Genomic DNA, 19,249 nt, shown 5'->3' on the forward strand with positions numbered 1-19,249 from the left:
AGTGATAAATTAAGAGTTAGGAGTTAAAGGCTACTAATTCCCAACTCCTAACTTTTAACTCATAACTTTTTATAATATGCATTCATTTCGCTCTGAACCTATTTTGTGGATTCACGTCGCTGGATTGGCAACGTTGCCTGTTTTTTTAGTACTCTGCTTATTGTTTTTGTCTGTAGGTGAGCCATTTATGCCAGTTTGGATGGAGCTATTCTTAGTTGCCGCCATTGGTGTTCTCCCCCTATTATGGATGCAGTTGCGTCGCCCCTTTTATATATTTGCTCTTTTAGGAATAGCCCTAAAGCCAGAAAATCTGACTGAACGGCAGCGAAAAATTCTCTGTTTAATTAATACAAAGTTAAATCGTATTCTGGCATTAGTGGCAGCAGTATTATCGGTTTGGATACTGTGGAATCTTTACCAAATTGCCCCATTAGTAGCAAATACAGCTAAATTCCTCCCACAATGGCGCAGCCTTGCACTAGTGCTTGCAGGATTAGCCTTTTTGGGCAGCAATCTATTTTTACAAATACCTGTGAGTATAATGCGAGTTTTAGTGATTAATGAGACAGAATTCGCTGGCATCGAGCCATTATCTTTAGAAAAGATTAAGCAAGATTTCACTATTTTAGGAGTGCGGGTTAATCAAATCGTGCCCCGATTATTGCAATCCTTGTTTAGGGTAAATACAGATTCGTAGCAGCCCATAAAGTATATTATTTAACTTTAAAGGGCTAGAGAAAAAGCAGGGGAGCAGGGGGGACAAGGTGACAAGGTGACTAAAGTTAGAACTTGTAACAAGTCTCTTGCCAATGCCCAATGTCTAATGTCCAAATTACCATTGAAGTTTAAAATAAAGGAATAAGGAACTATGGCTCAAATTCCAGCTTCTAGCGATCGCCAATTTTCTGCCGATACTGAAATTTGGTATAGCCTCAAATGTGCGATCTCCACTAGTTCCGGTTTTCAACGCTGGCAACTAGAACGCGATGCTCAATTAGACGGAATTCGCTTGGAACATCAGGTACAGAGGTATTTAAGAGAAACTTTAGAAACTTTAGCTTACTAAACACCTAATAAATCTTGTAAGCTTGTTTGCAAACGGCGGAGTTGACGGTAAGCACCCTGCAAGCGATCGCCATCAACTTCCACTTCATTTGTAGGATAATTCTTAATAATTTCAATCAGCGACACTTGCCCGTCTTGATTCGCACCAAGTACCAAAGCGGCTCGTAATGCTTGCCGATTTGCTCTTTGAGACGGTGTATAAAAAACTTGACTAATTTGATCCAAAATAATATTACCGATCTGGCTATTCAGCACTTTATCTAAAAATACAGGATTTACCTTCACAGGCTTTGTTAAATACTGACGAATAACTTTGGGGTCTTGTCGTGCCAAAGCTAAATTAACTTTTAGTGAACCTGAAAGTTCACCTGTTTGGGCAAAGGTGGATAGTTCCTCTACAGAAAGTGATTCACGGAAGATACCATACTTTAGCACTATTCGTTCTGCTGCAAAGGCAGGAGTGGACAAAAACAGAAGACAGGTAATGCCTACCAAAACTAAAACGCGACACAGCCCTAAAAGATTAAAATGCATTTCTCCCAATTTCCAATAGGTTTGCTTTTTTTGTGATGATATTTCAGCAGAATTAGTTGCAGCACCTAGCTTTAGGGAATACTAAAAATCGCCTCATCCCCATAGTGCCCCTAAGAAAATTTTCTGAATAACACAATATAACTAATGTATAAGTTCTGTGACCTATCTAGGGAATTTAGCTGAATCAGTGCTAATCATCCAGTATAGTTTGGCATGGGTTTCAGAGCAGCTACAACGCTGTTATCTTTAATCTTGTTCGACATACCGTAATTCAGACATTACAGACGTAAAAAATGAAATATTGGGGTTTTCACATTACTCTTGCAAAAAATTTTCGCCTTCTTTCCAGCAGTCATCTCAGATATACTTTGCGCGTAGGAGCCGGGCTAACGGCAATCCTTGTTGTTTCAAGTGGGTCAATACTACTACCTAATGAGGTTAATGCTGATACCACTCATCCAGAAAATATGGCCCCAACTCGTACAGCACAAGCTCCTACAACTGCCGCAGCGATTTATGTTAATCCAGCAACTGGTGCAGATAGGGCTGGTGCTGGTGCAACCTCGGCAGCACCCTACAAGAGCATCAGTTTCGCTCTCAGTCAAGCCCAAGCAGGTGCTGTGATTCAATTAGCACCTGGTACTTATAACCAGGAAAGTGGTGAAACCTTCCCGCTTTTACTTAAACCAGGGGTGACACTGCGAGGTGATGAAGCTACTAAAGGTCAGGCGATATTGATTACAGGTGGAGGCTTCTACACTAGTCGCACCTTTGCCAGACAGGACATTACCATCCTTGCCGAACAAGATAGCACCATCGCTGGTGTCAGCGTCACTAACCCAAATAGCCGGGGTACAGGTGTATGGGTAGAGTCAACTAATCCGATTATCAAAAACAGTACTTTTACTAACAGTGTTAGAGAGGGTGTTTTTGTCACGGGTACAGGTAATCCCAAAATTGAAAGTAACCAGTTTGTGCAAAACAAAGGCAATGGGATCTCAATTGCTAAGACTGCTCAAGGAGAAATTCGGAGTAACTTATTTCAGGATACCGGTTTTGGTCTTGCGATCGGTGGGACTTCCACACCTCTAGTTGTAGAAAACCAAATTATCGAAAATCAAGACGGTCTTTTTATCTCAGAGTCAGCCAAGCCCGTATTGCGTAAAAATTACATTCAAAACAATAAACGGGATGGAGTAGTAGCGACTGTCAACGCTTCACCCGACCTTGGCACCAATGAAAATCCTGGCGGCAATCTTATCCGCAATAACACTCGTTATGATGTGAACAATGCTACTAAAACCAGTAAAATTGTCGCTGTTGGCAACGATATCGACCAAAAAAAGATTTTTGGCTCAGTAGATTTTGTTGCTGCCACTGTTGACGTACCCCCTGGAGAATCTGTTGCCTTTAAAGATGTACCAGCAAATTACTGGGCAAAAACCTACATCGAAGCTCTAGCCTCCCAAAATATTATTGCTGGCTTTCCTGATGGCAGCTTTAAACCCAATGAACCTGTAACCCGCGCTCAATTTGCCACTATTGTCACTAAAGCCCTAAAGCCACCAACTAAACGCGCAGCCATTCAGTTTAAGGATGTAGCAAGCAATTTCTGGGCTTACGCTGCCATTCAATCTGCTTACCAGAGTCAATTTGTTTCTGGCTATCCCGATGGCACTTTTAAGCCACAGCAGCAAATTCCTAGAGTGCAGGCGTTAGTCTCTTTAGCTAATGGTTTGGGCTTAACTGCAAATAATCAAAATGTCGTTTCCTTTTACACTGATGCTGCTCAGATTCCTAATTATGCGATCGCACCAGTTGCCGCCGCAACTACACGGCAATTAGTAATCAACTATCCCACAGCCAAGCAACTCAATCCTAATCGTCAGGCGACTAGAGCCGAAGTTGCTGCCTTTGTTTACCAGGCACTCGTTAATGCTGGACGTGCCCAACCAATTCCTTCATCTTATTTGGTAACAGTTCAGTAAATGTCTAGTTAGCAAATAGGAAACGCCAGACTGATAATTTATAAGTCTGGCGCTTCCAATGTAGTGGTTTTTTAATTTCAGGGTTTTTTAATCATAATATAAAATTTGGGGTCTTTAAATATAGCTGACCCCATTTGAATGTGATTGGGTTTATGGTCAGGGTCTTTATATTGACTGACCTCGTTTCAACGATTTCTATTTTCTCAGAAACTTTTGCTTTTTGGGATTTCCTAATAACTTTTTTATTTTTTCTTTCTGGATTTTTTAATCTTCATAAAAGCATGAGTAAATTTGAAGAAAAGATGTATTAAAAGAAAGTAATCAAAAATTAACTAGCTAAGATTTCTCCCTTCAAGAATTAGGATTTTTACCCGAATTCGGGCGTTGTTGCCGACGCTGTTCCCAACGCCAGAGGAAAACCATTAAGGCAACTATTCCGAGTTGGAGAGCTAAACTAGGCAAAGCACTCTCAACATTGCGTCCGGCAAGCACTTGCAAGAAAAAGACGAATGCTCCGAGTGAGCCAGAAGCAGCGAAAGCAATGTAGAAAAATTGTCGGAAGCCGCGATAAGGAGCGGCTATTTCCGCTTTCAGGCTGGCATACTGTTCAGGATTAAGACGATTTTTGGGATTTTGGTCTACCATGATTAAATCATGTTATAGTTTGAGATTGTGTACGCCGATGTGGCTCAGTGGTAGAGCAGCTGATTCGTAATCAGCAGGCCGTGGGTTCAAATCCCATCATCGGCTTTGATGAAGTATTCCTCAATATTTAGAGTTTGACATAAATTGTACAGTAAATTACCCACACTGACCTGACGGTACAATGTGGGCTTTTGGTAGCCAACAGTAATCGCCGAAATAACAAACGCGATCGCAAAAGTTATAAATGCGAACGCCGAAATAACAAACGCGAACGCCGAAATAACAAATGCGAACGCAAAAGCTATAAATGCGAACGCTGAAATAACAAATGCGAACGCAAAAGCTGTAAATGCGAACGCTGAAATAACAAATGCGAACGTAAAAGCTATAAATGTGATCGCCTGAATCACTATTTAGCGATCGCATCCTTCTATTACCTGAAACTACCACTGAGCAATCGCATGAACAATCTTTGCAACTGGTAGACTTTGACAAGCAAGTGGCGCTAAAAGCACTTTGTCCCTGACAAACTGTGATTCCCTTTTAGTGCGATCGCGCATTTTCGACAACCAGAAAAATTCACGCTATTTTGGGTTGATATGCGATCGCTCCTTCTAGTCAAAGCCTTGAATTATTCCTCAAACTCAGTTTCGCAAAAAGCTTTTAACAAATCAATACAGTTTGCGATCGCTCCTAAATGAGTAATTTCATAACCGTGGGTATTTTGTGTAGGAAACGCCAAACAAGCAGCACGCCCAACATGACCAAATTTCATCGCAATCGAAGCATCACTACCAAACTGACTCAGTATCGTTAGCTGCACTGATATATCAAGTTGTTTGGCAGATTGGCGCAGTTGTCCATTTAGCCCCTCATCATATATTCCATAAGCATCTTGAGATAAAAGTACAGGACTTTCGCCATCTTTAATCGGATATTCTTCAGATAATGGACAAATTTCTAAAGCAATCAACGCATCCAAACGTTGATTTTGGGTGAAAAATAGCGCCCCAATTGCTCCCACTTCTTCTTTCGCCGACGCTACCAAATAAACATCGACTACTGGCTGTTTGAGATTTTCAGCCAAAGCTAGCAAAATCGCCACAGAAGCTTTGTTATCCAAAGTGTAACCAGCAATATGATCCTTTAACCGAATTGGACGCTTGCGATGTTTGCCAATCACCATTCTAGTTCCAGGTCGAACACCAGCTGCTTCTAATTGAGCAGATGTCAGCTTCGTTTCAATCCAGGCATTTTCCCACTTAACAGTAGTCTCTTCCTGCTGGACTTTTTGGGGTGATTCGTGAGAAACGTGGCGGGAACCAAAGCTGAGAATACCGTTGATAGTTTCATTATCTCCCAGTAAATCGACAACTCCTTCGCCGTAAACCCACGGGAAAGAACCGCCAAGTTTACTAACTTTCACACGACCTTCATCACCAATAGTCTTGACAATTGCACCAATTTCGTCTTTATGTGCTGTGATGGCGATCGCTCGGTCTGGATTTTTTCCTGGAATCTTGGCAATAATATTATCAGCGCGATCGCACCAGACTTCCACACCCAGCGCCGCAAATCGTTGCATTAACAACTGGTTAATCTCAGCTTCTGCACCACTAGGGGAATGGTGCATAACCAATTCTTCAATAATTTCAAATAAGCGATCGTAATCCCACATCAATACAGTTAGTTTAGTTTTCAACTGTTGTATGAGACAATTGTGCATCAAAAACCCGGTCTGCTGTCATCAATGCTGACCTTTTTTGTTGACGCTTCAGCACTCCTACCGCACCAAAAGTACCAACGGCTAAAATTCCCAAGTTTATCGCAGGTTCAGGCACAGACTTAGCCTCAATCGCCGCCAGTGCAGCATCTGCTACTAACTTATGAGCGCCTGTCGTTGGATGCACAGAGTCAAAGAATAAATAATCGTTTGGTTGAGAACATACACTGATAATTGTCTGGAAATTCCCTACTACGCAAGGGTTAGTCACATCTTTAAACCCAAACTTCCCTGGATTTGCTTCTACTTGATTAAATAGGGAAAACACATCTACAGAGATCAGATTCAGATCGGAGTTATTGCTAAATTTGCCTAGTTCCTCTGCTAATCTCTTGTTATGGTCATTTGTCAAACTAGTCAAGTTGCTAGATAGACCTGTCGCAGACGCAAATGGAATCTTGCCCAAATCAGGCAAGTTAAAGACTAAAATATTTTTTGCGCCAGATGAGGCAAGTAACCCTACTGCATTTGATAAATTCTGGACTGTTTGAATCGCATTGCTAGCTTGACCAAACACATAATCATTTGCACCTCCCCATACAGCATAAATGGCATTTGGATCGAGCTTCTGATTAGCTTGTAAAATGGGTTGCGTCAACAAGCCGACTTGCTCCAGTACTCCCGGTAACGGTGCATTAGGAACAACAGCATTGCCTTGACCAGAACTAGCACCACCGACAGCAAAGTTAATACCTTGATTGGGAATAGTAGTATTTAAAGTAATGTATGGAGAAGGTTTTAATCCTAGCTGCTCTCCGAGGTAGTCTACCCACACCCGATCATTGGAAAAACGCCCTTGAAAGTAGGGTGGAGATTGGGGAATAGCTGTTGTCGGAGCCACTAAACCACCAGTAGCAGTGAAAACATTGCCAGTATCAGAAAGACTGTCGCCAAATACATAAAATTTGTTAAAACTCGCAGCACTTACTCTGAGCGGCAACATTAAAGATAAGAGAACAAATCCTGCTGCGACAGCTTGTTTTTTCATATTTGTTTTACCTGCGTTATTTTTTAGTTTGTTTAAAAGCAATCAAAAGGCGATAGTCTGACAACTTGTCTTTTGAGTTATTTCAAAATTAAGTACGTTTATTAAGTTAAGTTAGTTTACGTTGTTTTACTTAACTATGCCTTAAAAATTCATCAAACGCAGGTAAAAACGCTGAAAATACTTAGATTTGCATTTTCTTCATAAAAAATCAGAATTATACAAATAAATGGCAAAATTTACCCCATAAAAGGTGATAATTGCTCACTTTTATGCTGAGGATAGACTAACTGCCTTTTAACTTCGCTTTAATTTCAAAGCCTCAGCAGCCGATACACCGTCACCCTGAGTGCCAAAATACCACAAAGCCGTAGCAGCCTCAGCACGAGTTACTGATTTTTTGGGTTGAAATAGAGTCGTATAACCAAATACCCGCCGAATATTCGATTGTTCGCTATTTTGGTAATCAGCCAACACTGCTCTTAAAGCCTTGGGGTCAATTCGCGCTGCATCTTGGAAACCCCAGGTTTGTTTAACCGCATCTAAGTTAGCAGAAGGTAAAGCTTGGCGAGTATCTAAAGGTAATTTCCATAGCAGCAATTGTTCCCGCGTTAAAGGTGCATCAGGACGAAATAACACTACTGTAGTATCTCCAGACAAAGAACTAGGAATTAACCCAGCTTCGGCTAATCCCTGAATTGCTGGAAAATCAGGGTCTTTTGCGGACACATCACTAAAAGCTGGTTGAGTACTTTCTGATGCCAAGCGAATCTGTTTAGTTGGATTATTGGCATACAAAGCATTGTTAGCAGCAATTAGCCAACGAGCATATTCCCGATGTGTAACGATTTTACCGGGTTCAAACTGGTTAGTTGTGTTAGTAGAGTTGCTCTTAGTTGTGTTTGCTTCTAAAGACAAAACACCTAATGCAGCCAAGTCTTGGATGTGTTGCCGCCATTCTTGCGGTATCTTGTTGAGATCGTTGAATTCCTGAGATTTTTGTGTCGTAGCTGTAGGGATTTGGTTATTAGTTGTGCTTGGTGACTGTGCTACCAAGTTTGTGGGTGGTATTGGGCCAATAAACTGTGAATTTCCCGGTTGAGGAACAGCGTTAGTAGTTTCGTTAGTATTTGTATTTGGGGTAGGTTGTGCTGTTGCAGTACTATTCGGTACGTAATCAATCAGTAATTCAGTGGCTGTTTGAGGTTGATTAGGTGTGGCGTTAGTAACTGATTTTGGCTGAATGGAAACCTTCAACAGCAAATCGTTGCGACGTGCCTCAAAAGCCCCTCCAGCATCATCTGTCGGCTGTTGTAAAATTTGCCAGTTATTTGTTTGAAACTGGCTGCGATAAAAGCTAGCAATAAAATTACTGGGGTCAGAACTTAACCAACGAGTTGAGATTTTGTTTTCTAAGCTGCTAGTAGGTGTAACTTCCTGTAGTTTGGCATTGGAATATAAGGGAATATCTTTAGGAAAATCAGCTGGTAACTGAACTGCTGAATCATTTTGCTGTGCTTGCGGTTGATTACCTTGAGATTCTCCAAAGACAACTCCATCGCTTTGCAGTTTCGGATCTGCCGCCAAAGATTCTTCAAGGTTTTTGGCGACTGGACTATTAGCACAGGCTGTTAACGAAGTGAGTAGAACAGCCCAAATTAAAAATACAGCTGGACGTTTACAGGGAAGCACAGGAAATCACAAATTGAGTTTCAATTCCTACCCTAGCGCAGACTGTTCATTAAATGGGAATGGGGCATTGGGGAGAGACTTGGGGACTCTTGAGAATTGGAGACAAGGGGAAGGGAAAGACTTGTTGCAAGTTCTAACTTTAGTCACCTTGTCACCTTGTCCCCCCTGCTCTCCTCTGACTTTTTATATCACCAAAAGACACTACCGACTAAGTATGTCTTTTTCATAAATGTCTCTGTTGGTGATGATATCTCAAAAAATGAGTAAACGGTAGCAAAAGCTACCGTATTGTCTTTGTTTTACAGCCATTAGGTTTTTATAATTCCCATGCTTCTTTATAGAGTTCCCTAAAATTCTGAAAAACTAACATTTTTGGAAAAAACATAAATAAACCTGAAATACCTGCTATATGTAACAAACCCCCCCTTAGCCTCACCCAAGGAGGGGAATAGATCGAGTTAATTAACGCTGGCTTACAATCTAATTCTGAAAATTATTCATCTGACGATGGTAAGCTGAATAAGGCAATAGCTGAAAAATGCCAGTGCTAATCAATTATAGGAATTTAGCGTAAGTTCCTTATTCTTGGCGACTAGGGTAATAGGTAAAGCAGTCAAGTGTAGCAGCAGTTTCCCTAGTATCTCTAAATTGATTTTTTGGGGAAAGTGCTACTTGTGTTGTAGTCAAAAGTTTCTTGACAGCCAAGAAAGTAGTGAGTGCTTACTCTAAAAGTGCGTAGTTTACCACTGTAGGCATCGCCTCTATGTTATCCAAAACTTTCTATTAATCAACCGATCCCCTGTTATTCTGGGATAGGGCGGTGCTTCTTTTAGGAAAGCTGGAAGTGCGCTTGGCAAGTTATAGAAGTAGTACATTGCTAACTATAGCTGTTTGTTCCAATCCTAGTTAATGATTGGTTAGAGGCGAAAAAGACACTTCATCGAATGTACTAGCGGTTGAGAAAACCCTCTAAAAACTCGGTCTGAACAGTTAACAGCTTCCTGATAAATTAGATACAATTAGCATCTGTGTTTACTTGGGCGTAGGCGTAGCCCGTCGTAGACATCGCTTACTGAAAGCGAATACTCAAATTATAGTGTTGCACTAGCCGATTTGACATAGTATTAAACCTTTCACCTGCTGGCTCTGGCGAAAATTTTTGAACAAGGGCAAATTAAGACTTATATTCAAAGGGCTTGGGTGTTTCTTGGGGATAAAGTTAAATAAAAGGAAGCAAAAGGCTGAAAAATATATGTCTGATGTCAAAAACGCAGATCGGATAGGAGTATGTAAATCTAAAATAGATATTAAGAAGAAAAAACAACGACCATCGACAACCGTCAGTCCATTTTACTTTCCATAAAGCGTCACCGGGTTGTTACCAGTGCTGAAACACGATTACATGCAAGTTTCCCAGGATCAGCCTATTCATTCTGAAGCTCCACTCCAGCTGTTACTGTTTGTCGATGGACGTCCCAAGTCCCGCCAACAGGTGCAGCGAATACGTGCTTACTTAAAAGAATTGCATATTGAGTATAGTTTTGAACTTCAAACTATTGATGTTGGACAACAACCTGACTTAGCAGAACACTTTAAATTGGTAGCAACGCCAGCTTTAATCAAAATTCACCCAGAACCACGGCAGGTTTTAGCTGGGAGTAATATTATAGCGCAATTGAAAAACTGGTGGCCTCGCTGGCAAGCTGCTGTAGACGCCTACTTAAAATTACAGGAAGACTTACAAGAACGGATAGATGATACTGTTAGGGCGACATTACCCAAATCCACCATCAGTTCAGTTGCTGTTTCTGCTGAACTCATCCGACTCTCAGACGAAATTTTTCGCTTAAAACAGGAAAAAGATAATCTCCAAGAGCAGCTACAGTTTAAAGATCGGGTGATTGCGATGCTGGCACACGATCTCCGCAATCCCTTAACTGCCGCCGCGATCGCCATCGAAACTCTCCAATCTGACTATAATTTAGAGACAGGCCAATTTCAGCGCCTCAAACCATCATTGACGGCGCATCTATTAAAACAAGCCCGCAATCAAACTAAAATCATTGATCGAATGATTGCCGACCTTTTAGAGGTAGGTCGTGGCAAAGATACGGAATTTCCGATTTTACCACAAAAAGTCCAGTTAGGTAAACTGTGCCTAGATGTATTAGAAGAATTGTGCGATCGCTACACTGCCAAATCTCAAAAGGTCGAAACAGATATTCCCAATGACTTACCTTATGTATACGCTGACCCAGAACGCATCCGACAAGTGCTAGTAAATCTGTTGGATAATGCCATCAAATACACCCCAGAAGGTGGCAAGATTAGCATCACCGGATTGCACCGCACTACCCAAAAAGTTCAGTTTAGTATCGGCGATACTGGGCCTGGTATTCCTGTAGAGAATCGCAATCGGATCTTTGAAAACCACTTCCGCCTGCAACGGGATGAAGGTACAGAAGGTTACGGCATTGGCCTTTGTTTATGCCAACGCATTGTTCTGGCACATTATGGTCAAATTTGGGTGGATTCTGCCCCCAATAATGGAGCATGGTTTCACTTCACACTGCCAGTTTATCCTTCTTAAACATTGGGGCATGGGGCATAGGCTTAATCATTCACAAATGACAATTAAGAACTTGAGACAAAGCGATCGCGTCCCCCGGCCTTTGCTTGGTAGAGTGCTTTATCTGCCAGTACAATCAACTCTGAAGGTGAAGATTCCCAAGTCGGGATAACAGTTGCCACACCCATACTGAGAGTGACGTGCTGACTAACCGCAGATCCATCATGAACAATTTGCAAATCTTTGATTCCCGCTTGGATCGCTTCAGCAATGTGAACTGCACCAGATGCATGGGTATATGGCATAATCACAGCAAATTCTTCGCCACCATAACGCGCTACTAAATCCTCATGCTTTTGTGCCTTAAGGCTTAAGACAGCACCCACTTTTTGTAAACAGATATCCCCAGCAGGATGGCCATATTTATCGTTATAAAATTTAAAAAAGTCGATATCACACAAAATCATTGACAGGGGAAATTTCTCTTCCTTTTCTGCCAGATTAATCCACTGATTATTGAGATAATCGTCAAAGCGGCGACGATTAGCCAACTCAGTTAAGCCATCTACATTGGCTAGGTGCTGCAAAGCTTGGTTTGCTGCCTCTAATTGTTTGTAAACGTGCGCTTGCTTTAGCAGTCCCCGCAACCGTTGGCGCAATACAGGCCAGTGAATTGGCTTAGTGACGTAATCAGTCGCTTCTGCCTCAAAAGCACGGTTTACGGATTCCTCATCGTCCAGGCATGTGATCATCAATATAGGAGTACTGGGTTCCCATATCTTGGAGATGACAGTATTGTTAAGGGTCGAGTCAGTATAGGTATCAACGGCTGATTTTAAATTATTTTTGGCAATCTGGCGCAACTGCTTACAGCAGGTAAAGCCATCCATCACAGGCATTACAGCATCTAGCAAAACTATATCCGGTTTAATAGTCTGGTAAGCATCTAAACATTGCTTACCATCATTGACCTCTATGACTCGATAACGTTCTTTTTCCATAACTTTACGCAAGAAGACTCGGATGTCTTTGTCATCATCAGCCACTAGAATCAGTGGCCGTTGCTCAGAACCAAAAGATGGGCTTATGCCTGACATGAGTTGCCTTCCACATACGGGACTATCCTGAAAAAGGCCGTGCAACTCAATCGCATAGGGGCGATCGCAATTTTCATCAATGCCAGGATTTGCGGCAAAGGTGTGTCCGGCTTCACGATAAACTGTTTTTTGACAATGGACTGCCCAATGTTGTTGAACCAAGCAAGCGTTAGATAAATAAGTTGCATAGACAATCTGTAATTGGAACACGAAGGCAATTGCTACCTTTTTGTTCAGCGATGGTTATAAGAGGGAATGTTATAGCAGGAGGCAGGAGGCAGGAGGCAGGAGGTAAAACTATTACTATTCCTAGCTTTCACTCTTTTCAAATGTCCTAACCTATGTGACTACGGCTATACTTTTATATTTCCCTATTGTTCAAGTCGAATTACAATTTTTTTGAGAATTACAAATACACACCTTAATTCTTTAGTTGTGTAGTTAGTTGAGAAACCTAGCGATCCAGAGCAAGGAGCGTTTTGAACTAATAAATTAAGTTAAATTTTTATTTAATTAGGTTTAGTATATCTGGTTATCTAAAAATAGACTTTTTTGGGAAAAAATAGCAATGTAGTAGCTAACACTATTTATTACTATTATATCCTAAATTAAGATTAGTGTTTTGAACAACTAATCCTCTAACTGCTTTACATACAGCACATAAAACTGCTATATTTTTGATTACACAGACAGACAGACAAAGAAAAGTTATTACAAAAATAATTTAAACATATTGACATTCACTAAATTTTTAAAATGCCAGACTCATTAATGTATCAGCAGGAGAATTTTGTTGTTCTCGAAACAAATCAACCAGAACAATTTATGACAACATCAGAGTTATTAGAAAAGCTCAAAATAACTCTTCAACAACTCATGATTCAAGATTTGCCCCCTGACTTGCAAAAATTTGATACTGTGGAAGCTCAAGCACAATACCTACTTGACACTAGCTGCAAATTAGATATTAGCCCTGGACAATATTTACAGTGGTACGCAGTTCGTTTAGAAAAGTAAGTTTTTGATTAAGTGCTTAAGAGAAGCCCAAAAGATTTTAAGTAAAAGTTGCTGCCTAGATTCCCGATTTATTCAAGAAGCCGGGGATGTAAATTGTGGTTAAGAGAATTTCAAAAGGAATAATTACTAATTCATAATTTATTTATAGTTAAAGACACTGTACAGTAGACAGCACACTCATCAAAAACTTAGTGTTCAATAAGAGAATGCGGAGTACAGGAGTTAGCAATAATTTTAATTATGAATTCTTAATTATGTTGACTGTTGTAAAAATATGAGTAACAACAAGTCATAAAGGAATGAACTTTGGGTAAGAATAATTTTTGCTCTTGACTATTGACTACTTACTAATGATTCTTTTTGAGTGTTGATTAACGCTAGCTCAATTGTATTTTCAGCTGGCTGTGTTATTTGAACTTCCAACCCAGGCCCAAAATAATTGGTCATTTTTTCATGCTTTTTTTGCCATACATCAATTGGTATTAGTGGTGAATCAAATTCTAAAGTTAGGGTATAGCTCCCATTAACTTCTGTTTCTCGTAATCCTATGACTGTTGGTCGTTCCTGGTCAGTAGGACTTAAACCCAGAAAAGAAAGTGTTGTATCTAGATGAGCATCTTGACCGTAGCAATATCGGGTGATGTCTTTGCGAATTTTATTTTGCGTATCAGTTGCTTGCTGCTGGCGCAGTATCAATGCTGATGGTGAGGTAGTTTGGGTAAATGGTACTGGCTTAAGTTCATTAGCTTTTAGTGCCAGCCCTCCCAATAATAGAGGAATCCCGTAAAAAAATCCGACAAGATTGAGTGTGGCATTATTATCAGCATAGGCGACAAAGCCAATGATGGTTAATATGCCACCGATAGTTAAACCGAGTGTTCCTAAAGAGATTTGGCGTAGCATGAGCTTAAATTAGTATAAAGTCTGAATAACCTTAGTTTTATTATCATCGACTATGAGCAACAAATTAGGAAAGAACATCGCCCCCAAGCGCTAGTATTCAATTAACTCTAAATTGCCATATTAAGGTGGTTAGAAACCGCACGCCGATTGCTAAAGAGTGGGGAAGGGAACACACTAAGAGTGAACAAGGCAGGCACTGTCGCCCAAAGCACTAACTTGGTTTAAAGGAGACTTTACTCACCTTTGTCTTTATAATTTCAAATACTCAATCTTCCCTTAATTTACATTCGTGCAGCATCTCGCAGGAAGGCTAAGTGGCTCTAAGTACACAATTTCGTAAATTCGTAACTAATTAAGGGTTTGAGTTCAAACGCAGAGGGACGCAGAGTATAGCGCATAGGAGGCAAAGTTTGTTTGAGTCCATTCGCTACGAACCTTCAGGGTTAGCTGTACTAAGTTGACTACTTGGGGCGTATACTGTCCCAGAATATTAGATTTTGAGTTAACTTTAAATTTAAAGGTAGTTAAAGATGGGAAAAAATAATGGATTTACAGACTATAAAAGAACGAATTGTGGCAGTTAAAAGTAAACGCGATTACTTATTAAGCTTACTGGAGCAACCAAACCTGGGAACTTTGAGAATTGACGTAAATCAGGCTTTGGAAGAACTGGATGAACTAATTGATGAATTTACACGCACCATTCCGGTAGAGTAGAAGTTATGAAAAACTACGTCGGTTTAACCTCAACTTTAGGCTAGACCGACGTTATTCAGTAGTATTATGTCTTCAAATCCCCAGAATTTAAATGAGCCTAAGTTGGCGAAGCAATAATCATTGCATCATTTATCCTGCCATTGAACCATCTCCTGCATGCTCACCCAGCCGCCTAACTAAGGCAATAAGTTCGCTTGTCGGTACATCTTTCTTGCAAACTTCATCAAAGCTAGACATTGCCTTTGTCCCATGAAAATTTACGTCTTCCACTGAGGAGTAAGCAAGTATCTGGGTGTTTGGAGATATAGCTTTAATGTGACTAGATGCACTCCACCCATCCATGACTGGCATCTGTAAATCTAGAACAATTACGTCAGGCTGGCAACGTTTAACCATTTCTATAGCTTCTTCACCATTACTGGCTAAACCTACTACTTGAATATTTTCCTGGCAAGAAAAAACCAATTGTAAGGTTAAGCGAGTTAATTCGTGGTCATCAACTACTAAAACACGCAAGGTAGAAAGCTCGCACGATAACATTAACATTGAGGGAAAAGACAAATTTACTCAGAATAACCTCTCTAGTGTATGAGAACAAGTGCCAGCACTAACTCTATCCTATGGTTGAATAACTTGTATAAATCTATAACAAACAACTTAGACAAATACTCAAAAAATTCAATTTTTATAAAGAGAACAAGTTGAGCTAGTTGTCAAGGTATAAGTAACTTTTTTTAATCAATCAAGTTGGGATTACACCAGCTGAACGTAATGCCATGTTCATGAGAATTTTTTGTGAATTGGCTTCTGGAGAATCATCATAAGGACGCCGTTGAATGTAAGTACCATCAGCTTGTAATTCCCAAGCTTGGCGATTATCTGCAAGCATAATTCCCATAATTTCTTGCAAATCTTTGGCAATATCTGGGTCTTTTACTGGAGTAATTACTTCGACTCGGCGATCCAGGTTGCGGCGCATCCAGTCAGCACTGCCGATATAGATTTCCTCTTGTGTATTGTTATGAAAATAATAAATCCGAGAGTGTTCTAAAAAGCGACCGACAATACTGATGATACGAATATTTTCACTAATGTCTTTGATTCCTGGGCGTAAACAACAAACACCCCTAACAATTAAGTCGATTTGCACTCCAGCGCGGGAAGCTTCATATAAAGTGCCGATAATTTCTGGATCGACCAGGGAATTCATTTTGGCGACAATCCGTCCAGAAAATCCATTTTGAACGTTTTCGATTTCGCGGTGAATTAGTGCCAAAAAGCGATCGCGCATATTCACAGGCGCAACTAGCAACTCTCGATAAGATTTTTGCAGGGAGTATCCTGTTAAGAAATTAAATAAATCTGTGATATCAGCAGCCAATTCTTCACGGCAACTGAACAATCCCAAATCTGTATACAGCCGTGCCGTTTTCTGGTTATAGTTACCTGTGCCAATATGCACATAGCGACGTATCCGGTCTTTTTCGCGCCGTACCACCATAACAGTTTTACTATGGGTTTTTAGCCCGACTAAACCATAGACAACATGAACTCCAACTCTTTCTAGTCGTTTTGCCCAGTAAATATTATTCTCTTCATCAAATCGCGCCTTTAATTCCACCAGTACAGATACCTGTTTGCCATTTTCAGCAGCAGCAATTAAGGCGTTAACGATGGGCGAGTCACCAGAAGTCCGGTAAAGGGTCATCTTGATGGCTAACACATTTGAATCGTAGGCAGCATGGGTAATAAATCGCACTACTGTAGTCGAAAAGGATTGATAGGGATGGTGTACTAATAAATCCTTTTCCCGAATCACAGCAAAAAAGTCTTTTCCTTCGTCCGTCTCTAGCGTATTTGGGTCTAAACTCGGTTCTCTCAGCCTTTGCAGGCGTAGCGGTACAACAGATTGGCGTGGTGGATCTTTGAGTTCCGGCAATGGTAAGGACATAAAGTACATTAAATCCCGCAGTCCTAAAAGACCATCTACCTCGTAAACATCACTTTCTGTTAATTCCAAATCTTGCAATAATCGCGATCGCACTATTTCAGGAGTCTGGGATTGAATTTCTAGCCGGACTGGACTACCACCCAGCCGCCGTTTTCGCAATTCCTGTTCGATAGCTAACAATAAATCATCTGCTTCATCTTCTTCTAACACCAAATCGGCATCACGGGTAATGCGGAACGGATGATATTCTTGAATGTTCATTCCTGGAAATAGAGATTCCAAGTTATGAGCGATCGCCTGTTCTAAAGGTACTCCAGTCCAATGGGCAGGTTTTTCGCTGTTCTGATCTCCCAACTCAGGCGGTATCGGTAAAAATCGTGGGAGAAGACTGGGAACTTTGACTCTGGCAAAGAATTCTTCTTCGGTATCTGGGTTCTTCACCACAACAGCCAGATTCAGACTGAGATTAGAAATAAAAGGAAAAGGATGACTAGGATCGACAGCCAGAGGAGTCAAAACTGGAAAAACTTGTTCCTCAAAATAGCTGTTGAGATGAGTCCGCTGCTTTTGATTCAAATCTATGTAATTCAGAATATGAATGCCATGATTTACTAGTAGCGGACGAAGTACTTGCTCAAAATGTTGGTGCTGTTTCTGAAAGTGGGGAATGAGGGTAGACCTAATATCGTCTAGCTGTTGTTGTGGTGTGCGACCATCAGGAGTTAAAAGGCTAACTTTTGCCTCTACTTGTTGCTTTAAGCCAGCAACGCGCACCATAAAAAACTCATCTAAATTAGAGTTAAATATTCCCAAAAACTTAAGACGTTCCAGAAGTGGGGTGCGATCGTCACAGGCTTCATGTAAAACCCTGGCATTAAATTCTAACCAGCTTAACTCTCGGTTAAGATAATATTGTGAATCGCTGAGATTGATGGGGGTAGAGCTTTTTTTCGATTTTGCCATAATGACCTAAAGGCAGGCAGAATTAGCCCATTGAACCGGGGGACAATAAATATAGTAAGTTAAATGGGCCTTGAGCGTAACGCTGAGGCAATGGTTAGCCATAGCTAAGTTTTACAGCAGCTTTCAGTCATCTGAAATACAGGTTTTTCGAGAGACTTAGATCCCGCAAATCATTTTTCTGATAATGTGTAGTCAAATTTACGGTATTTTATAGTAAAATTTTGTTAATTTACGGGCACTTTCTTCCCACTTTTGATTATTTGTAACAGATGCCCAATAAGCAAAAGCACGTAATACTGGTCTTCTATCCATACTTTTTACCTTTCCAGAACGTCCTTTTTCCTGTCCAGCAGTGCGGGTATTGCCCTCAGTAATAATTTCTCCAGAAGGCAACATTCTTGTCTGCTCCCATAGCAGCGACTTGTTGATCATCGCTACAACTTTAGGTGTTATTTCATCTTGCGGAAAGTATGTCACCCATCGCTGGGCATAAATCACACCTACCATCTGGTAACTACTATCATGTCCATTTTTTTCTGGGTTAACGCCATCTGGACGTTGCAGAGATAAACCATCTTTAAGAGACTTGTGGGCGTACTCAATCAGTTCTTGATCGCCAGTTAATTTACCCGTAAGTCCTAAAGCTATTGCAACTAAGTAACGACGATGGGTGTATGGTTTATTACGTCCGATTCCGATTTTCCAGATATTTGGCTTAATCATCCATCGAGCTGCACGATGCACCAAAGGTTTATATTTGGCTACTTGGTCAGCATACTTTTCAGAATATGGAGATTGTTGTATTACTAGAAGGGTATGAGCAACAGCTTCTACAAAGAAAGATGTGCTGTGAAAGCGATCGCCCGTTATAAAAAAGCTACCATCATTAGCTTGGTGGGCGAATCCCCAATCAAACATTTTAAATCCTGCTTCAATGGCTTGTGGATCATTCTTGACCAACCCACCAATGATTAAGTCTTCTCCATATCGTTGATCTTCAATATACCAATTTCTAGCCTGATTACGTATCCAAAGGACGTTTGCACCATTAGCACCATTGGTCATCATTGATTTATGCAAATCTGACAAACGTGGATAGAGAACATTGGCGATTAAATCAGTTGATTCATGCTCAAAATCTGTTTTTTGGGATAATTGACGCTGAGATAGATTACTTTGTTCTGTTCTTAAACTTACTTCAAACTGCCTATTGGGATAATTGCTACGTTGTTTAGCAAAAACCATAGTAGTTTTAGTCATCAGCAGCAATAACAAAACTAACCAAGCTGCTAAATATTGCTTTTTCACCGTCTCATTTCTCCTTCTTGATCTCAAAGTTG

General features: G+C 40.6%; 17 protein-coding genes and 1 tRNA gene. 7 read left to right on the forward strand and 11 right to left on the reverse strand.

All coding sequences use genetic code 11. The features are described from left to right. Positions 1-76: 76 nt before the first annotated feature. On the forward strand, positions 77-697 hold the full coding sequence (locus V7K79_RS04270; protein ID WP_335044998.1) for a low-complexity tail membrane protein: 621 nt from the start codon (positions 77-79) through the stop codon (positions 695-697). A gap of 171 nt (positions 698-868) precedes the next feature. After that, the gene (locus V7K79_RS04275) at positions 869-1,066 is read left to right on the forward strand and encodes a hypothetical protein (protein WP_335045000.1); all 198 of its coding nucleotides are present in this window, start codon (positions 869-871) and stop codon (positions 1,064-1,066) included. Here V7K79_RS04275 and V7K79_RS04280 read toward each other — a convergent pair. Next, positions 1,063-1,599 carry an alpha/beta hydrolase gene (locus V7K79_RS04280; protein ID WP_335045002.1) on the reverse strand — a complete coding sequence of 179 codons (537 nt, stop codon included), beginning with the start codon at positions 1,597-1,599 and terminating at the stop codon, positions 1,063-1,065. The two genes, V7K79_RS04275 and V7K79_RS04280, sit on opposite strands and share 4 nt — an antisense overlap. A 293-nt stretch (positions 1,600-1,892) precedes the next feature. On the opposite strand from V7K79_RS04280, the gene V7K79_RS04285 reads away from it, so the two are divergent. After that, positions 1,893-3,587: a DUF1565 domain-containing protein gene (locus V7K79_RS04285; protein ID WP_335045003.1), complete on the forward strand. Its 1,695-nt coding sequence runs from the start codon at positions 1,893-1,895 to the stop codon at positions 3,585-3,587. Between the two features lie 351 nt (positions 3,588-3,938). Here V7K79_RS04285 and V7K79_RS04290 read toward each other — a convergent pair whose 3' ends face one another. After that, positions 3,939-4,232 (reverse strand): DUF3493 domain-containing protein, encoded by a 294-nt coding sequence (locus tag V7K79_RS04290; protein WP_335045005.1) that lies wholly within the window; start codon positions 4,230-4,232, stop codon positions 3,939-3,941. A 33-nt stretch (positions 4,233-4,265) separates the two neighbouring features. Here V7K79_RS04290 and V7K79_RS04295 point away from each other — a divergent pair. Further along, positions 4,266-4,337 (forward strand) — tRNA-Thr (locus tag V7K79_RS04295). A gap of 51 nt (positions 4,338-4,388) precedes the next feature. On the opposite strand, the gene V7K79_RS04300 is transcribed toward V7K79_RS04295, so the two are convergent. The 4 genes from V7K79_RS04300 to V7K79_RS04315 form a co-directional block, all read right to left on the reverse strand. Beyond that, positions 4,389-4,682 carry a hypothetical protein gene (locus V7K79_RS04300; RefSeq protein ID WP_335045007.1) on the reverse strand — a complete coding sequence of 98 codons (294 nt, stop codon included), beginning with the start codon at positions 4,680-4,682 and terminating at the stop codon, positions 4,389-4,391. A 181-nt stretch (positions 4,683-4,863) separates the two neighbouring features. Continuing rightward, the gene (locus V7K79_RS04305) at positions 4,864-5,910 is read right to left on the reverse strand and encodes a M42 family metallopeptidase (RefSeq protein WP_335045215.1); all 1,047 of its coding nucleotides are present in this window, start codon (positions 5,908-5,910) and stop codon (positions 4,864-4,866) included. 13 nt (positions 5,911-5,923) lie between these two features. After that, on the reverse strand, positions 5,924-7,003 hold the full coding sequence (locus V7K79_RS04310) for an SGNH/GDSL hydrolase family protein (protein WP_335045009.1): 1,080 nt from the start codon (positions 7,001-7,003) through the stop codon (positions 5,924-5,926). A gap of 294 nt (positions 7,004-7,297) precedes the next feature. Beyond that, a complete protein-coding gene (locus V7K79_RS04315) occupies positions 7,298-8,692 on the reverse strand; it encodes an S-layer homology domain-containing protein (RefSeq protein ID WP_335045011.1) in 1,395 nt (464 codons plus the stop codon). Between the two features lie 1,384 nt (positions 8,693-10,076). On the opposite strand from V7K79_RS04315, the gene V7K79_RS04320 reads away from it, so the two are divergent. Further along, complete coding sequence (locus V7K79_RS04320) at positions 10,077-11,282, forward strand: histidine kinase (protein WP_335045014.1); 1,206 nt, start codon at positions 10,077-10,079, stop codon at positions 11,280-11,282. A 44-nt stretch (positions 11,283-11,326) separates the two neighbouring features. Here V7K79_RS04320 and V7K79_RS04325 read toward each other — a convergent pair whose 3' ends face one another. Beyond that, positions 11,327-12,358, reverse strand: coding sequence for a GGDEF domain-containing response regulator (locus V7K79_RS04325; protein ID WP_335045217.1), 1,032 nt, complete (start codon positions 12,356-12,358; stop codon positions 11,327-11,329). Positions 12,359-13,114: 756 nt separating this feature from the next. Between V7K79_RS04325 and V7K79_RS04330 the strand changes: the two genes are divergently transcribed. Beyond that, complete coding sequence (locus V7K79_RS04330) at positions 13,115-13,375, forward strand: chlororespiratory reduction protein 7 (protein WP_335045015.1); 261 nt, start codon at positions 13,115-13,117, stop codon at positions 13,373-13,375. A gap of 333 nt (positions 13,376-13,708) precedes the next feature. Here the strand turns inward: V7K79_RS04330 and V7K79_RS04335 are convergent, their stop codons facing one another. After that, complete coding sequence (locus V7K79_RS04335; protein WP_335045017.1) at positions 13,709-14,278, reverse strand: DUF2854 domain-containing protein; 570 nt, start codon at positions 14,276-14,278, stop codon at positions 13,709-13,711. Between the two features lie 543 nt (positions 14,279-14,821). Between V7K79_RS04335 and V7K79_RS04340 the strand changes: the two genes are divergently transcribed. Next, positions 14,822-14,995: a hypothetical protein gene (locus V7K79_RS04340; protein ID WP_335045019.1), complete on the forward strand. Its 174-nt coding sequence runs from the start codon at positions 14,822-14,824 to the stop codon at positions 14,993-14,995. Positions 14,996-15,124: 129 nt separating this feature from the next. Here the strand turns inward: V7K79_RS04340 and V7K79_RS04345 are convergent, their stop codons facing one another. From V7K79_RS04345 to V7K79_RS04355, 3 genes are all read right to left on the reverse strand, one after another. Next, entirely contained in the window at positions 15,125-15,541 is a 417-nt protein-coding gene (locus V7K79_RS04345) for a response regulator (protein WP_335045021.1), read from the reverse strand. 196 nt (positions 15,542-15,737) lie between these two features. Continuing rightward, positions 15,738-17,909 carry a polyphosphate kinase 1 gene (gene ppk1 / locus V7K79_RS04350; RefSeq protein ID WP_335045022.1) on the reverse strand — a complete coding sequence of 724 codons (2,172 nt, stop codon included), beginning with the start codon at positions 17,907-17,909 and terminating at the stop codon, positions 15,738-15,740. Between the two features lie 198 nt (positions 17,910-18,107). After that, positions 18,108-19,217, reverse strand: a complete 1,110-nt coding sequence (locus V7K79_RS04355) for a hypothetical protein (RefSeq protein WP_335045024.1) — start codon at positions 19,215-19,217, stop codon at positions 18,108-18,110. Positions 19,218-19,249: the final 32 nt, after the last annotated feature.

This window comes from Nostoc sp., from assembly GCF_036917575.1.
In the GTDB taxonomy this organism is placed as follows: Bacteria; Cyanobacteriota; Cyanobacteriia; order Cyanobacteriales; family Nostocaceae; genus Nostoc.

Excerpts from the sequence above, each read along its gene's own strand:
- V7K79_RS04270 (WP_335044998.1), top strand. The coding sequence starts at position 77 with ATGCATTCATTTCGCTCTGAACCTATTTTGTGGATTCACGTCGCTGGA.
- V7K79_RS04275 (WP_335045000.1), top strand. The coding sequence starts at position 869 with ATGGCTCAAATTCCAGCTTCTAGCGATCGCCAATTTTCTGCCGATACT.
- V7K79_RS04280 (WP_335045002.1), bottom strand. The coding sequence starts at position 1,599 with ATGCATTTTAATCTTTTAGGGCTGTGTCGCGTTTTAGTTTTGGTAGGC.
- V7K79_RS04285 (WP_335045003.1), top strand. The coding sequence starts at position 1,893 with ATGAAATATTGGGGTTTTCACATTACTCTTGCAAAAAATTTTCGCCTT.
- V7K79_RS04290 (WP_335045005.1), bottom strand. The coding sequence starts at position 4,232 with ATGGTAGACCAAAATCCCAAAAATCGTCTTAATCCTGAACAGTATGCC.
- V7K79_RS04305 (WP_335045215.1), bottom strand. The coding sequence starts at position 5,910 with ATGTGGGATTACGATCGCTTATTTGAAATTATTGAAGAATTGGTTATG.
- V7K79_RS04310 (WP_335045009.1), bottom strand. The coding sequence starts at position 7,003 with ATGAAAAAACAAGCTGTCGCAGCAGGATTTGTTCTCTTATCTTTAATG.
- V7K79_RS04325 (WP_335045217.1), bottom strand. The coding sequence starts at position 12,358 with ATGTCAGGCATAAGCCCATCTTTTGGTTCTGAGCAACGGCCACTGATT.
- V7K79_RS04330 (WP_335045015.1), top strand. The coding sequence starts at position 13,115 with ATGCCAGACTCATTAATGTATCAGCAGGAGAATTTTGTTGTTCTCGAA.
- V7K79_RS04335 (WP_335045017.1), bottom strand. The coding sequence starts at position 14,278 with ATGCTACGCCAAATCTCTTTAGGAACACTCGGTTTAACTATCGGTGGC.
- V7K79_RS04340 (WP_335045019.1), top strand. The coding sequence starts at position 14,822 with ATGGATTTACAGACTATAAAAGAACGAATTGTGGCAGTTAAAAGTAAA.
- V7K79_RS04345 (WP_335045021.1), bottom strand. The coding sequence starts at position 15,541 with ATGTTAATGTTATCGTGCGAGCTTTCTACCTTGCGTGTTTTAGTAGTT.
- ppk1 (WP_335045022.1), bottom strand. The coding sequence starts at position 17,909 with ATGGCAAAATCGAAAAAAAGCTCTACCCCCATCAATCTCAGCGATTCA.